A 14,739-nucleotide genomic window follows, 5' to 3' on the forward strand; every position below is an offset into this window, starting at 1 on the left:
CTCAGCACTCGACGAACGCCACCGCCAAACCACCACGCGAGGTTTCCTTGTAATTGGCATGCATGTCGGCACCGGTATCGCGCATGGTGCGGATTACCCGATCAAGCGAGATGAAGTGCTCGCCATCACCGCGCAGGGCCATCTGCACGGCATTGATCGCCTTGACCGCGGCAATCGCATTGCGCTCGATACACGGCACCTGGACCAGGCCTGCGACCGGGTCACAGGTCAAGCCCAGGTTGTGTTCCAGGGCAATTTCGGCGGCGTTTTCCAACTGCGGCGGTGTAGCGCCGAGCACTTGGGCGAGGCCTGCCGCGGCCATCGAGCACGCCGACCCCACCTCGCCCTGGCAACCCACCTCGGCACCGGAGATCGATGCATTCTTCTTGCACAGGATGCCGACAGCGGCAGCGGCCAGCAGGAACGCCACCACATCGTCGTCACAGGTAGCGGGGTTGAATTTCATGTAGTAGTGCAACACCGCGGGGATGATGCCCGCCGCGCCGTTGGTCGGCGCTGTGACCATGCGCCCGCCAGCGGCGTTCTCTTCATTGACCGCCAGGGCGAACAGGTTCACCCACTCCATGGCACTCAGGGTCGAGCCGATCACATTGGGTTTGCCCAGTTCCTGCAGGCTGCGATGCAGGCGTGCAGCGCGGCGCTTGACGCCAAGCCCGCCAGGCAGGATGCCCTCATTGCGCAGACCGTTGTCGACGCATTCACGCATCGCCGCCCATATCCGCAGCAGCCCTTCGCGCACCTCGGCTTCAGGGCGCCACGCGCATTCGTTGGCCAGCATCAGCTGGGCAACGCTCAACTGGTGGGCCTTGCACAGCGCCAGCAACTGGGCGGCACTGGAGAATTCGTAGGGCAGCGGGACTGCAGCCGCCTGGTTCTGGGGCGCGTCGATTTCACCCTGCTCGACAATGAAGCCGCCACCAACGGAGTAGTAGGTCTGGCTGAGCAGGCTGCCCTGCTCGTCCATTGCCTCCAGGGTCATGGCATTGGGGTGGTACGCCAGGTTTTCCTCCAGCAGCAGCATGTCGCGTGCATAGATGAAAGTCAGCGGGTGGCTGGCGTCGAGCATCAGGCATTGCTCCTGCATCACCTGGCCGATGCGTGACTCGATGGTGGCCGGATCGATCCGGTCCGGCCACTGCCCCATCAGGCCGAGCAGGCAGGCGCGGTCAGTGGCATGGCCCACACCCGTGGCGGAAAGCGAACCATAAAGCCGTACTTCGATACGCCTTACCTGGCCCAGCAAGCCCTGGGTGCGCAATGCCTGGGCAAAGGTGGCGGCTGCCCGCATGGGGCCGACGGTGTGGGAACTGGATGGGCCGATGCCGATTTTGAAAAGGTCGAAAACACTGATAGCCATGCTAATGCCTGACCGCGCCGGGCTGTATCACCGTTACGCGGCTGTCTGGATAAATTGAACGCTATTGCGGATTTGCGCGATACTGCCGCGCTCACCTGTTGATGACCAACGAAACTTTCTAAGCAAGGCTTTAGCAGAACTAAACGATGCGACGACAAATGAACGGCCAGATGTTCGTCTGGCTGCATGTTTTTTCCTGTGCGGCACGGCATCTCTCTTTCACCCGCTGCGCCGAGGAACTGCACATCACCCCCGGTGCGGTCAGCCAGCAGATGCGCCAGCTGGAGGAGCGCCTTGGTTACCGCCTGTTCCTGCGCCGGGCGCGGGGGGTAGAGCTGAGCGCCGAGGGGCAGCGCCTGGCGCAGACCGTGGCCGAGGCCTACGGCAGTATCGAAGCCGAATTGCTGCGCCTGGACGCCGGCGAGATCCGCGGCACCTTGCGCGTACGCTCGATTCCCTCGTTCCTGGCCAAGTGGCTGACACCGCGCCTGCCGCGCTTCCAGCAGCGGTATCCGGATATCGAATTGCGCCTGGTGGCCGAAGACAGTGCGCAGGCGTTGAACCCGGGCGACTTCGACCTGGCCATTGACCTGAATGATGGCAGCTACCCGGGCATGCTCTCGACCCCGCTGCTGGACGAACAGATCTTCCCCGTCTGCTCGCCAGCCCTGCTGCGCGGCCGCCCGCCACTGCACGGGCCTGCGGACCTTGCCCACTATCCACTGCTGCACGACATCACTGCCTGGCGCGGCAGTTCGGACTTTGCCGAATGGGAGTTCTACCTGGAGGGCATTGGTGCGCCACGGCTGGATGTGCGCCGGGGGCATACCTTCAACCGCAATCACCTGACGATAGAAGCGGCGATTGCCGGGATCGGCGTGGCCATAGCCCGTCGCACCTTACTCAATGATGAACTGGAACGGGGTGCGCTGATCGTGCCCTTCGGTGTGCCGATCGCCAACCACAAGCGCTATGTAGTGCATTACCCGCCAGGCGGGCTGAACCAGCCGGGCGCTCGTGCGGTACACGACTGGCTGGTGGAAGAGGCCAAAAGCTTCCTCCTGCAGCACCCTGTTCAAGCCCGTACCGCGTCCACCCGCACACCCGCGTAGTCATTCGACTGCAACGCGTTTCACATCGAAATCAAACGAGGGAACGTACTCACCGGCCAGCAAATGTGGGCATTTGGACGAGACAAAGTTGTCGCTCAACAGGTCTTGGGCGCTGTCATAACCCGGCATGGAAATGCCAGTGATGTTCAACAACGTATGCGGGAGAGAAGAAATACTGACGGTCTGCCCTTCCCGCTGCTTGAGCTTTTGCAGCGTTTGCGCCTGCCGCTGCAGCAGGCTGCCTGAAGCCCAGAAAAACGCCGCGACCGAAAGGTCATACTCATTGCCCATACCGTGCCCTAGCAGGCCGCGGCTGTCATCCAGCAAATTCTCGCCATGGTCTGACGAATAGACCAACAGCGCCTTGCGCTGGCTGCTTTTGAGTTGATCGATGATCCTTCCCAACAGCCAGTCGGTGTACAAGATGGAGTTATCGTAATCTGCGGTGATCCGGTCCTTCGCGCTGTCGGTCGCAGGCTTGAATGTGCCGAACTCGCGTGGGTAGCGGCGGGCGTAATCGAAATGGCTGCCCTTGATATGAATAAAGATCGCCTGTTTTTGCGTGCCGCCTTGCTCGACGATGTTTTCGTAGGCCGACATCAATGCACCGTCGTAGCTGCGCTCAAAGTACTGCCGGCTCTGGGCCTCGGCAGCAATTTGCGGAATGATCCCGCCAAAACTGTCGACTTCCTGGGAAGACAGCCAGTACGTCTTGTAGCCGGCGGCGCGGTAGATGCCAACCAGCGATTTGGTCGAGGCGATCAGGTCCCAGTGCTCGATCGGCTCCAGGCTGAGCATCGAGGGCACCGCGACCGACGTATGCGGCGCCGTGGTGCACATGCTGTTGAACTTGAACACCCCCGACTCTTTGTCAAGGTTCGGCGTGGTGGAATGGTGGTACCCATACAGCGACCAGTTGTGTGGCCGTGAAGACTCGCCGATGACGAACACGAGGGTCTCCACGTCAGCGGCGTCCGATACTGCTGTTATTTTTACCTCGGACTCCAGGCGCTGTTTGATATAGCGCTTCGACTCGGCATACAACGTTACAGTCAAGCCGATTTGCGACAAATAACCCACAGGGGTACTTTGGTCCTTCGCTGCCAAGTCCAGGACTGCACTCTTACCCAGCGAGTTGAGCTTTACGGTTTTATAAAAATAGGCGCCATACCCCAACACCAAGGCACTTATCGTCAAACCGAAAATTGCCTTGTTCTTGTAAAACGTGCGCCCGTGCAACCCTGCCAGCCCAACGCCGTAGCACAGCACGAATACCAGCAGCACCGCGCTGATCGAATGCCAGTAGGTACTGAGGAAATCAGTAGCCTCTTTGTAATTGGTCAGCCCGATAAAAAGATAGGCCGCCGTCAAGCGTGAACCGAAGTTCAGCACCAGAAACAGGTCCACGCTGGCCGCCAGATAAAATGGCAACAACAGAAGATGAACCTTGAATTGATTGGTTGAAACGAAACGCGTGGCCAGCAGCCATAACATTGAAATGGCAAACGTATAGATAACCAGCAAATCCGTTTTCGAGCAATTGCACTCGGCCAGTAGCCTTACGAACAACGGCGACAGCAGAAACGACCATAACAGCAGAACCGGCCACTCTGCCTTCACTACCCTCGAGGCAACACCGCCCAGCCGAGACATGGTTTTCATTGATCACTGACCCTCTGGATGGCGCGCGGTCGAGTACCGGCCTTCAATAAGCCTGCTTGCCGGTAAAGGCATTGAGCGTTCGTACCAGAATCACGAAGTCGAGCCAGAGCGACCAGTTGTTGATGTACTCGATGTCCGAGTTCACCCGCTGGATCATCTGTTCGATGTCCTTGGTTTCCCCCCGGTAGCCACGTACTTGCGCCAAACCTGTCATGCCGGGCTTGATGTTGTGGCGGGCGAAATAATCGACGATGTCCTGGGAGTACAGTGTGTCGTGTTGCAACGCATGCGGGCGTGGGCCCACCAGCGACATCTCGCCGGTTAGCACATTGAAAAGCTGCGGCAATTCATCCAGGCTGGTGCGTCGGATGAAGGCACCGACCCGGGTCAGCCTGGGGTCATTCTTTTGCGCCTGCTGGACCACGCCACTGTCGGGTTGGTGAACGCGCATGCTGCGAAACTTCCAGATGCGAAAAGACTCCCCCGTCCACCCGGTACGTTCCTGGCGGAAGAACACCGGCCCGGGGCTGTCGAACTTGATGACGGCGGCGACCACCAGCAGTACCGGCGACGCACACAGCAGAATGAACGCGGCCAGCACGCGGTCTTCCAGGTTCTTCAGGAACAGGCTCATGCCCGTGAGCGGGGTTTCAGACAACGTCAGTACCGGGATGCCGGCAATTTCACGGACGCTGTGGTTGATCAGGCGCAGCGAGAAAATGTCGGGCACCCAGTTGACCGCAATGCACTTGTCCAAAAGTTTCAGGTAGACATCGTTGATCAGCTCAGAGCCGCCGAGCGGCGTCACCAGGTACACCGTTCGGATAGCCTGCTTGGCGATGATCTCGTCCAGGTCGGCAATACGGCCCAGTACAGGCAAGCGCAATTTTGCATCGGCAGTGCCCTGCCCATCGAGCTGTTCATCGATCAGCACACAACCTACCACCCGCTCTCCGAACCAGGGGTTATTGCTTATTTTCTGGTAGAGGAAGTTGGCCAGGTCGCCCCCGCCGATAATCAATGCGTTGTCCTGGCGAGCATGGGCAGTAAAACGCTTTTGCAGTTCGCGCACGACAATATGCAACAGCAACTGCACAGCGTAACCAAATATAAACAACTGCCCCACCAACAGCCGCGAATACGTTTCGCTTTGTTTGGTAAGAAAAGCGATAACCACCAAAAAACAAAACGTCGCAGACCACGCCTTGAACAGCCTGAAAGCTTTGACGGAAAGGCCAACGTTACTTCGATAAATGGCATAGTGGTCATAAATGACGGCCAGCGCACCGATCAGCAACAGCAGCATGATGACGTAGTCTGAAGTAATATAACCAAACTGATCGTAAATCAGATACCACGCGACACTGGTGACCGCTATGCCATCGAGGCCGGCTTGAATGGCGTTACTCACGCTACTTCTTCGCTGGAGCAAGGAACGGCTGCTTCTAGGCTCGAATACCATTATGAGGCCTCTTTTTATGTGCGTGACCCACGCGTCGCCATTACACCCGTGCGATAAAACCAACCTTAGGTTCAATACCAAATCATTAAAAAGCTGCCACGCCACCCCACGCCGCTTGATATCACTGTAGCAGTACCCGGCAGCCCGTGCGGGGCTGAATCCTCCTCGCTCAGGGTTCTGGCAGGGTCGCTTTGCTGCACAGCAGCGCCCGCAGCAGGAACAGTGGGTTGCCGACCACATAGCGCACGAACAGACGCCTGGGTTCCCTGCTCAGCCTGTACACCCATTCGCCGCCCAACCGGCGTAACCAGTCCGGGGCCCGGGTGACCTTGCCGCCCATGAAGTCCAGGATCGCTCCGCCGCAGACGATCAGGCAGGGCCTGCCCAGTTCAGCCAGGCGGGCCGCGACGTTCTCCTGCTTGGGCATGCCCATGCCCAGCACGATCAGCTCCGGCTGCTGCTGCCGCGCCAGATCAATGTAGGTGTCGATACTGGCGAAACCGTCATGCAGCGACACGACATTAACCCCGTAAAGCGCTTCACCCTGTTCGGCTGCCTGGCTCAGATACGGCTCCTGGGTGCCCCAGAACGCTACCCGCCTGCCGTTGTAAGCTGCGAGCAGTTCGGGAATGAAGTCGGTGCCGTTCATGTTCAGCCCGGGCGCCAGCCCCAGGCGCCGATACAGTATCGCGATGCCGGAGCCGTCGCGCAGCAGCACGTCCGCTGCCGCCAGCGCTGTGCAATAGTCAGGGTTGGCAGCCACCAGGTTCATGGCATGGGCATTGACGAAGCCGAGCACCGTTGCCGTTCGCGGAGCGCTCAGTGCCTGCAGCACCTTCTGCTCATCAGCCGCGTCATCGACCACGCGCAGCTTGCCGATGATTGTCTTCCAGCGTTGCAACCAGGGCCATGCGTCCATTCAGTTGTCATCCCGTTTCGAGCGCACCCATTCAACCTGGCGTTTGAGCAGAAAACCGAGGTACAGGGGAATCTTCTTCGCCGCGTAGAACGGGGCATACAGCAATACGGAAAACGGGATCACCTCACGCGAGAAGCGCCACCAGGCCAACAATACCGCGGCCACCAACAGCACAAGGTTGACGGTGGCAAGCACTGCCGGCAGTAAAATGCCGAAGAACAGAAATGCCAGCCATGCCACGCTGAAGACCACCATCATGGCCAATGCCAGCAACGCCAGCGGCGGTACCAGCAGGTCCACGGCCATGGCCAGCAAAGGCCAGTTACCCTGCGCCAGCGAGCGGCGAATCAAACCGGGGCCCTCCGTCAGCAGCAGCCCCAGATGGCCATGTTCCCAGCGGGTGCGCTGGCTGGTGAGGCCTTCCTGGCTGGTCGGGAACTGGCTGGTGACCGTAGCAGCCGGGCAGAACAGCGGCGGTTTGCCATCGCGGCACAGCTCCAGGCCCAGCTTGATGTCTTCGACCAGATGGCCGGTCGCCAGGTTGGCCGCGGTCACATCCTGCCAGCTGAACGCCATGCCCGCCCCCATCAACTGGCACGGCAAGCCTGCCCGAGCCCATCCACGCGGGCGCACGAGATTCTTCACGCGCCAGGCGAATTCGGCGACCTGCACTTTCAGCCCGGCGCCTGCAGGCGCATGCATCAGGTACAGGGACTGCACAGGCCGGCCGGCCTCGATGCAACAGTGTGCCAAGCGCTCGACGGCACCGGCACTGACCTGGCAATCGGCGTCGATGATCAGCACCACGTGCGGCGGGTTGTGCGCCAGATGCCGTACACCGTAGTCCAGCGCATAGCCCTTGCCCCGCAGGTGCGCGTCCTGGCGCTCGATCACCTGCGCACCGGCAGCACGCGCCAGTGCGGCGGTATCGTCGGTGCAGTTGTCCGCCACCACCAGCAACTGGTCGCCCTCGCGCAATTGCGCGCCGATGGCCGCAAGTGCCGACTCGATGACCAGCGCCTCGTTATGCGCCGGTACCAACACCGCCACCCGTGGGCGTGCGCCCTTGGGCTGTGGCACCGGCCGCGCCGGCAGGCAGGCCAACAGCACCTGGACCAACAGCACCAGTACCGGCAGAAGCACAAGCAGTGCCACGATGCCCAGCAGCCAACTCAGTAAAGTAATCATGCAATTGCCTTGAAATAGCGAACCAGCCTGGCCGCTTCGGTATCGATATCGTGGCGCTGGAGCACGCGCTCGTAAGCCGCTTGCCCCATCCGCTGCAGGGTTTCGGCAGGCTGCGCCAGGCAATCGGCCATGGCCGCAGCCAACTCCTGCACTTCGCCTGCCGGGAACAGCCAACCGTTTTCCCCCTGCCGAACCAGCTCGGGTATGCCGGCCACATAGGTAGTCAATACCGGCCGACGCAGGGCCATGGCCTCCATGATGACCACCGGCAACCCTTCGGCGAAACTCGGCAGCACCAGTGCGCGGGCGGCCAGGATTTCTTCACGTACCTGGGCGCTGCTGATCCAGCCAGTGACGCGCACCTGTGCCTGCAAGCCATGGCGGGCGATCAACGCGTCGATCTGCTCACGCATTTCACCATCGCCGGCCAGCACCAGTTCAAACGCTACGCCCTTGGCCAGCAGGATCCGGGCTGCTTCGAGCAGTAGCAGCTGGCCCTTCTGCTCGCACAGCCGCCCTACGCACACCAGCCGCGGCGTTGCCGGGGGCGCAATGGCCGAACCTTCATGGAAACTACGCTCCAGGCCGCAATGCACCACCTTCACCTTGACCCATTGCTCATGTGCCACCCAGCGAAACAACTGGCTGCGCCCGTAGGAGCTCACCGCAGCGACGAATGCTGCGCGGCGGACCTTCTCTTCCATGTGCAGGAATTGCGGCTTGTCAAACTCCTCGGGGCCATGCACGGTGAAGCTGTAGCGAGGGCCACCGAGCGCGTTGGCCAGCATGACCACTTCGGTGGAGTTGGTGCCAAAGTGCGCGTGCACGTGCTCAGCAGCAGCGCCTTGCAACCACTGCACGACACGGCAGGCTTCAGCCAGGTAGACCAGGTGATAGGGCCAGGGTCGGTCGGCGCGCACCCCCATGCGCAACGCCAGGCGCAACGCTGACATGAAACGCCGCGGCTCGGCGCGCGCTACCTGCAGCATCGGTTTGAGCAGGCCCTTGACGCCCCCTTGCAGCACGTAGCGGGTCTTGCCCTGCTCGGCGATGTCTTCATCGTCCTGCAACTCGGCGTCCCAGCCCCGCAGGGCGATGCGTTGAACCTCCATGCCTTGACGTTCGAGCGCCAGAATTTCGCGACGAATGAAGCTGTGACTGACCTTGGGATACTGATTGATGAAATAAGCAATGCGCATACGCCCCCAAATCGAAATCCGTTTACTGATAGGGTCGGGCCGCTTCTGCGACGCCCTGACCTTTACCTCATGCTGTGGCTCACTGACTACAGGCTAGCTGAGGATGCAACGGCAGCTCTGTTTGCGCGGCGGTGCCGGGCAGTGCTGCTTCTATCTTGGCGAAAACGTCGTCCAGTAGCGCGTTACGCCGTCGGTACATGGCCCGTTTCTTCGGCGCGATGTCCTCCAGGTTACGCCTGGCAGCTGCCAGGGGGACCACAAAGAAGTCCTCACGCTCCGACGTTTCGGCACCGCTCTCCTGCCATATCACATCATAGTTGGCTGCCAGGTCCTGAGCCTTCTCAACCCCGAAATACGGGTGACGGTGGTGCCGGCACTGATCGCCGACAGCATAGATGCGGGCGACCCCGGCCGCTCTGGCCAGGCACTTGAGGGCTTCTAGCAGAAAGCTTCTGGGGCGCAACCCTTCGAAATCCTTGGTCAGGTCGCGGTAGATGTTCAGCGAGGTTTCGCTGTCGATGCCTTTATGGATGCCCTGCACGGCACCAATGAACAGGCACAGCTCGCCCTCTGTGCGGCACAGCGTGAACGCCAGCGACGCCACACGCAGGTCAGCCTGGAACAGGTTGATCACCAACTCCCCTTCCCGCTTGAACCAGATGGGCCGATCCAGCACCAGGGTGCACCCGTTGGAGTAGGCGGACAGGTCGCAGACAACCTGGCGCTCCTCGCGCTCCAACAGCAACAGTGCCGGGCAATGGCTGGCGACCACTTCATAGTGCGATGCCACCACATCGAGCCGTTCACGGGCGTCCCAGCATTTGCTGATGTAGGGCCACTGCACCACCCCGATGCAGTCCACGCCCAGCCTGGCGAAGCGCTCGTTGCCCAGCGCACCTGACATGCGCTGCATGAACGTGCGCAAGTCCGGCCACTGCCTGATCATTGCTGTGGCCAGCTTGTACTTGTTGTTAAGCGCCCGCAGCGAATAGCCGGGTTGCAAGGTGAATACGCTTCTGGCTAACGATCCGAGCATCTTAGGCATCTCATTTGTACTCGATCAACGCCGGGTTACCGGCCATGAACCTGTTCAGCACAAACCTCATCTGGCCCAGCATCTCCGGGAATTTGCCCAGCACCAGAAATACCGCCTGTACTGCGTTTTCACGCGCCGACCTACCGCCACGGCGCGCCAGGCGCAGCATCTGCAGCGGGTAGACCAGCAGCAGTACCAGTGCCCACAGGCCCATCCAGATGCTTGCTAACGCGACCAGCAGTGGAATGCCCAAGCCCCAAACCCAGGCACGGCGCGACTCGCGCAGCCAATGCCGCTCCGGCGGTGCGCCATGCAGTGAGGCGCCCTCGGCATAGGCATAACCTGCGCGTACGCTGCGCCGCCACCACTGGCCGAAGCGCGTCATGGCGGCATCGTGCAGGGTCATCTCAGCAGCCAGGCGCCAGACCTTCCAGCCGGCCGCCCTCAGCCGCACGCACAGTTCGGGCTCTTCCCCGGCGATCAGTGCAGAGCGATAACCTGCGACGGCCACGAAGGCATCGACACGCATGAGCGCATCACCGCCACAGGCCTTGGTTTCCCCCAGCGGGGTATCCCACTCCAGGTCACACAGCCAGTTGTAGACAGAGTGCTGGGGAAAGCGCTCGCGGCGCCGCCCACACACCACCGCCACCTGCGGGTGGGTGTCGAGAAAGGCTTGCGCCGTGACGAGCCAGCCGGCATGCACTTCGCAATCGCCATCGACAAACTGCACATGGCGCACTGCAGGCAGGGCATTTTGCAGGCAGGCAAAACCCTCATTGCGTGCACGCGCGGCGGTGAAAGGTATGGTCATGTCCAACGTCAGCACCTCGACGCCCAAGGCCGATGCCCGTTGCACGGAGCCGTCCGTGGAGCCTGAGTCCACGTACACCACCTTGTCCGCACGCCCCGCCAGCGACGCCAGGCAGCGTTCCAGGCGAAGGCCTTCGTTACGGCCGATAACCACCACGCCAATGCCTGTCACCATGGACCTCACTCGCTGCGCTTGATTAAACCACCCCGGGTACGGTCAGCCATTGCCTGGCTCATGTGAACTCCATCGCTTCGCTGGGTTTCCTGGCCTTGATGGTCGCTGGCACGCCAACGGCCAGTGAATTGTCCGGCACATCGATCAACACTACAGCGTTGGAGCCGATCGCCACGTTGTTGCCGATGCGAATGTTGCCCAGCACCTTGGCCCCGGCGCCGATATCGACGTTGTTGCCAAAGATGGGCGCAATCGGTTCATTGACATTCTTCAGGCCGACCACCACACCATTGCGAATCCGACAGTCATCACCGAATCGCGCATAGCCGCTGATGACGATGCCGCCGAAATGGTCGATGACGAAGTTGCGACCGATCACCACTTCACACGGTAACTCGACGCCAGTGATGATCTGTACGAACTTGAACAGCACCTTGTAGACGAACGACAGCACTTTACGCAAAGGTGCCGGCCGCACGCCGTAGCGCCAGCGGCCAAAACGATAGACCAGCAGTACCCAGAAGCCCTGGGCACCCCAATCTCCACCGTGTGCACGCAAGTCCGCGCGTATGTTCTGGAACATGGCTTCACCTACCGTGTGGGTTGGCTGGCAAACTGGGTCTTGAGCAACAGTGACCAGGTGGCGCGCGTGTGCAGCCAACAGGCCTTGATCGCGCCCCAGCCTCGCCCCTTGAGCAATGCCTTGAGCGCCAGCACCAGGTCACCCAGGCTCACCAGCAGCATGTGCAGGATCAAGCCCGGCACGCCATGGTGCTTGCGAAAGTACAGCAGCTCGCTCTCGATCTGGTAGCTGGAGATCTGCCGGCTCGCGGCCTCCAGTTCGGCGACCGACTTGGAGCTTTCCCCGCCAATGTGCACCACGGTGGTGTGCGGGTAGAACACCACCTTCCAACCGGCCTCCTTCACTCGCTTGCAATGGTCGACTTCCTCGTAATAAAGAAAGTAGCGCGGATCGAACAGGCCCACCTGATCGAGCACCTCGCGGCGCACCAGGTAAAAGCAGCCCGGCAACCAGTCGCATTCACGCACCGAGGCATGGTCCCAGGCCATCTCGTCGACCATCTTCAGCCCGGGGAAAAAGCGCCCCAGGCCGGTACGCGCGACAAACACATTCAAGGGCGTGGGGAAGTAGCGGCAACTGGGTTGCAGGTCACCGTCGCGCCCCACCAGGCGCACGCCCAGAACGCCACAGTCCGGGTGCGCGTCCATGTAATCGACGGTTTTTTGCAGGCTGTCAGCAGCGACGAAGGCGTCGGTGTTGAGCAGCAGCGCGTACTTGCCCTGCAGGTGCGCCAGCAACTGGTTGTTGGCGCGGCCAAAGCCGACATTATGCGTGTTGCTCAGCAGCACAGCTTCCGGGCAGACCTCGGCCAGGCGCTGCACCGAATCATCGACGGATGCGTTGTCCACTACCAGGTAACTGGCCAGCCGTTCACTCCCGGCCTGGCGCAGCGCATCGAACATCGGCTGCAGCAACGATGCGGTATTGAAATTGACGACCATCACGTCGACGGGTTTGCTATCCATTGCTGCCGTCTCCGAAGAAATACTCGCTGCGTTGGCGTGCCAGCGCAGGTTCCACGGTCGGGTCGTAAGCGCCTTTGCGTTGCTTGACCGTCTCGATCCAGGGGTAGGCATTGCAGCGCGCCTCGACCCGGCTGATCAGTTCTTCAGTCGTACAGATGACTTTGGCCGGGTTGCCCCCGACCACCGTGCCGGGTGGAACATCCTTGGTGACGACAGCGCCTGCAGCGACCACAGCGTTCGGCCCTATGGTCACGCGCGGCATGACGATCGCACCATGCCCGACAAAACAGTTGTCCTTGATGTCAATGTAGCCGACCGAATCAAGGTGCTTGCCGTAACAGATCTCGATCAGCGCAACCACACCGTCGTGTCCGATCAAGGTGCAGTCCGACAGGCCCACATTGCTACCGATGCGTACCAGAGTGGGGTCGGTGACATTGCAGCCGCAGTTGATATAGACATTGCTGCCCACCGAGTGGAATTTGCCCCACCGTGCCAGGTAGGTACCCCACTCCAAGGGCGTCGGGTTGCAGAATTTCTTGTAAGCCGAGCCTCCCCGTCCTGTTGAGTAGACATACTGCGTCATGGCATTGCGTATCCATCCAATCATTCTGCTACCCTCGCACGTCAAGCGGTCCTGGACTGTCCCTGAGGCGAACCGGTCTCGTTCTTCTTTATGCTGACCGTATCGCGCTCAACCCTTTCCCCACATTGCTCATCCCTTCGAACAACTGCCCCACTGGCCGCCTTCATCTTCGTATCGAGGTGGTCGGCCAATCTGAGTGCGAACTGCAACAGCGGCATCGTCGGGTTCGAGGCGCCACCTGTGGCAAAAATGCTGCTGCCCGCTATATAGAGGTTTTCACTGCCGAACACCTTGCAGTTGGCGTCGACCACGCCGAACTCGGGGGATGCCGCCATGCGTGTGGTGCCCATGTGATGGGCATGGGGCGACAGTTTCAGGGGCAACTCGGTGTCATAGACAAAATCGTTGAGCTTGACGAAGCCGAGCCCCGCCTGGGCGAATTGCTTGGCCAGTTCAGCGCCGATGCACTTGATGGTATGCCTGTCGGTGGCACTGAGTACCCAATTGACATTGACCTTGGCCACGCCCAGCTCATCTGTTTCGTCGAGCAGCGAAATGCGGCTTTGTGCATCCGGGAACTGTTCGATCATCGTGGTCATGACGCCATCGCCGGGGCAACTGAACTTGGCGACGAACTCGATCTTGCTGGCCAGCCCCATCTGACACGCCAGGGTTTCCAGAAAGTATTTGACCTCGGCCGTTCTGCCGTAGGTCTGCACATCGGAGAGCACCGTAGCGGAAACATTGCCCTTGCCGGCATGGTACTCAGCGACGAATGCATCAGTGGTGTAATACTGGCGCGGCTCGGTGCCCAAGCCATCTTTGAGTATGAAGGTACCCAAGTCGATGTTCAGGTGTTCCATCAGGCAACGCCCGGTCAGGCCCTCCTTTTTCACCACGCCAGCACCCACCAGCGAAGCGCTGTTGAGCAATTGCCTGGCATTCTCGATCGCCCCCATCGCCAGGACGAACTGATTGGCCGCGACACGCTCGCGATGCTGGTCGTAATCGGACACCACCGCTGCCTTCAATTGCCCTGAAGCCTGATCGAATTCGAGGTCGACACAGTTGCAGTTGATGAACACCTCCAGCCCGGGCGTCTCGTTGAGCGCCGATGCGTACTTTTGCGCAAACCGTGTTGGCGGGCTCAGCAGAAAACAGTCAGCATCGAATTCGCCACCGTTCAAGCCGGTGTTCACGGTTTTAAAGCCAGCCCCGTGCGGCAGGTCAACGATCGCCATGGCCGCCGGCAGGTAGCGCTCGATCTGCGCATAGTCGATCGGCCAGCCTGGCAGGCCGACAGGCGGCGCTACGGCAAAATCGGACGAAGTGAAGGGGCGGCAACGGCCTGCCCAATGATTGGAGGTGCCGCCCAGGTAACGCAGGCGCGTCTGTTCGGCATACAGCTCAAGGCCGGTCGAGGTGCACGCGTAGAGTTCCTGCGAGCGCGGCTCATACTCACGCCCTCCCCCCTCGAGCAGCACCACGCTCCACCCCGCCTGCGCCAGCTGCAGGGCCAGGGTGATGCCGGCCGGGCCGGCACCGATGATGCACACGTCGTAGGCTTCGCGCAGGGCTTTCTCAGCCTCGAAGTCCTTGATCATGCTCGACCGTCCTTGAAGTATTCCGAAGGCAAGACCCAGCCGTTGATCACAACGAAC

At 60.7% G+C, this 14,739-nt stretch carries 12 protein-coding genes and 1 pseudogene; 1 reads left to right on the forward strand and 12 read right to left on the reverse strand.

Annotation, left to right across the window (positions count from 1 at the left end):
• Position 1 precedes the first annotated feature (1 nt).
• On the reverse strand, positions 2–1,378 hold the full coding sequence (locus tag JOE27_RS05280; RefSeq protein ID WP_115274625.1) for an L-serine ammonia-lyase: 1,377 nt from the start codon (positions 1,376–1,378) through the stop codon (positions 2–4).
• A 146-nt stretch (positions 1,379–1,524) separates the two neighbouring features.
• Between JOE27_RS05280 and JOE27_RS05285 the strand changes: the two genes are divergently transcribed.
• Complete coding sequence (locus JOE27_RS05285; RefSeq protein ID WP_046786003.1) at positions 1,525–2,490, forward strand: LysR substrate-binding domain-containing protein; 966 nt, start codon at positions 1,525–1,527, stop codon at positions 2,488–2,490.
• On the opposite strand, the gene JOE27_RS05290 is transcribed toward JOE27_RS05285, so the two are convergent.
• The 11 genes and pseudogenes from JOE27_RS05290 to JOE27_RS05340 form a co-directional block, all read right to left on the reverse strand.
• Positions 2,491–4,152: a phosphoethanolamine transferase gene (locus JOE27_RS05290; protein WP_115274624.1), complete on the reverse strand. Its 1,662-nt coding sequence runs from the start codon at positions 4,150–4,152 to the stop codon at positions 2,491–2,493.
• A gap of 43 nt (positions 4,153–4,195) precedes the next feature.
• Positions 4,196–5,614: an undecaprenyl-phosphate glucose phosphotransferase gene (locus JOE27_RS05295; RefSeq protein ID WP_046786001.1), complete on the reverse strand. Its 1,419-nt coding sequence runs from the start codon at positions 5,612–5,614 to the stop codon at positions 4,196–4,198.
• A 169-nt stretch (positions 5,615–5,783) separates the two neighbouring features.
• A complete protein-coding gene (locus JOE27_RS05300) occupies positions 5,784–6,533 on the reverse strand; it encodes a WecB/TagA/CpsF family glycosyltransferase (protein ID WP_046786000.1) in 750 nt (249 codons plus the stop codon).
• Complete coding sequence (locus tag JOE27_RS05305) at positions 6,534–7,721, reverse strand: glycosyltransferase family 2 protein (protein WP_046785999.1); 1,188 nt, start codon at positions 7,719–7,721, stop codon at positions 6,534–6,536. It lies immediately after the preceding gene.
• On the reverse strand, positions 7,718–8,920 hold the full coding sequence (locus JOE27_RS05310) for a glycosyltransferase (RefSeq protein WP_115274622.1): 1,203 nt from the start codon (positions 8,918–8,920) through the stop codon (positions 7,718–7,720). Before JOE27_RS05310 ends, JOE27_RS05305 begins: the two co-directional genes overlap by 4 nt.
• A gap of 79 nt (positions 8,921–8,999) precedes the next feature.
• Complete coding sequence (locus JOE27_RS05315) at positions 9,000–9,956, reverse strand: VirK/YbjX family protein (protein ID WP_115274621.1); 957 nt, start codon at positions 9,954–9,956, stop codon at positions 9,000–9,002.
• Positions 9,957–9,966: 10 nt separating this feature from the next.
• The gene (locus JOE27_RS05320) at positions 9,967–10,944 is read right to left on the reverse strand and encodes a glycosyltransferase (RefSeq protein WP_115274620.1); all 978 of its coding nucleotides are present in this window, start codon (positions 10,942–10,944) and stop codon (positions 9,967–9,969) included.
• A 58-nt stretch (positions 10,945–11,002) separates the two neighbouring features.
• Positions 11,003–11,527, reverse strand: a complete 525-nt coding sequence (locus JOE27_RS05325) for a serine acetyltransferase (protein WP_115274619.1) — start codon at positions 11,525–11,527, stop codon at positions 11,003–11,005.
• Positions 11,528–11,535: 8 nt separating this feature from the next.
• On the reverse strand, positions 11,536–12,492 hold the full coding sequence (locus JOE27_RS05330) for a glycosyltransferase family 2 protein (protein WP_046785995.1): 957 nt from the start codon (positions 12,490–12,492) through the stop codon (positions 11,536–11,538).
• Positions 12,485–13,102: an acyltransferase gene (locus JOE27_RS05335; RefSeq protein WP_046785994.1), complete on the reverse strand. Its 618-nt coding sequence runs from the start codon at positions 13,100–13,102 to the stop codon at positions 12,485–12,487. Before JOE27_RS05335 ends, JOE27_RS05330 begins: the two co-directional genes overlap by 8 nt.
• A 122-nt stretch (positions 13,103–13,224) precedes the next feature.
• A pseudogene (locus JOE27_RS05340) lies at positions 13,225–14,682 on the reverse strand (GMC family oxidoreductase); the annotation flags it as partial.
• Between the last annotated feature and the right edge of the window lie 57 nt (positions 14,683–14,739).

Source organism: Pseudomonas sp. M5 (assembly GCF_016907075.1).
GTDB classification, from domain to species: Bacteria; Pseudomonadota; Gammaproteobacteria; order Pseudomonadales; family Pseudomonadaceae; genus Aquipseudomonas; species Aquipseudomonas putida_E.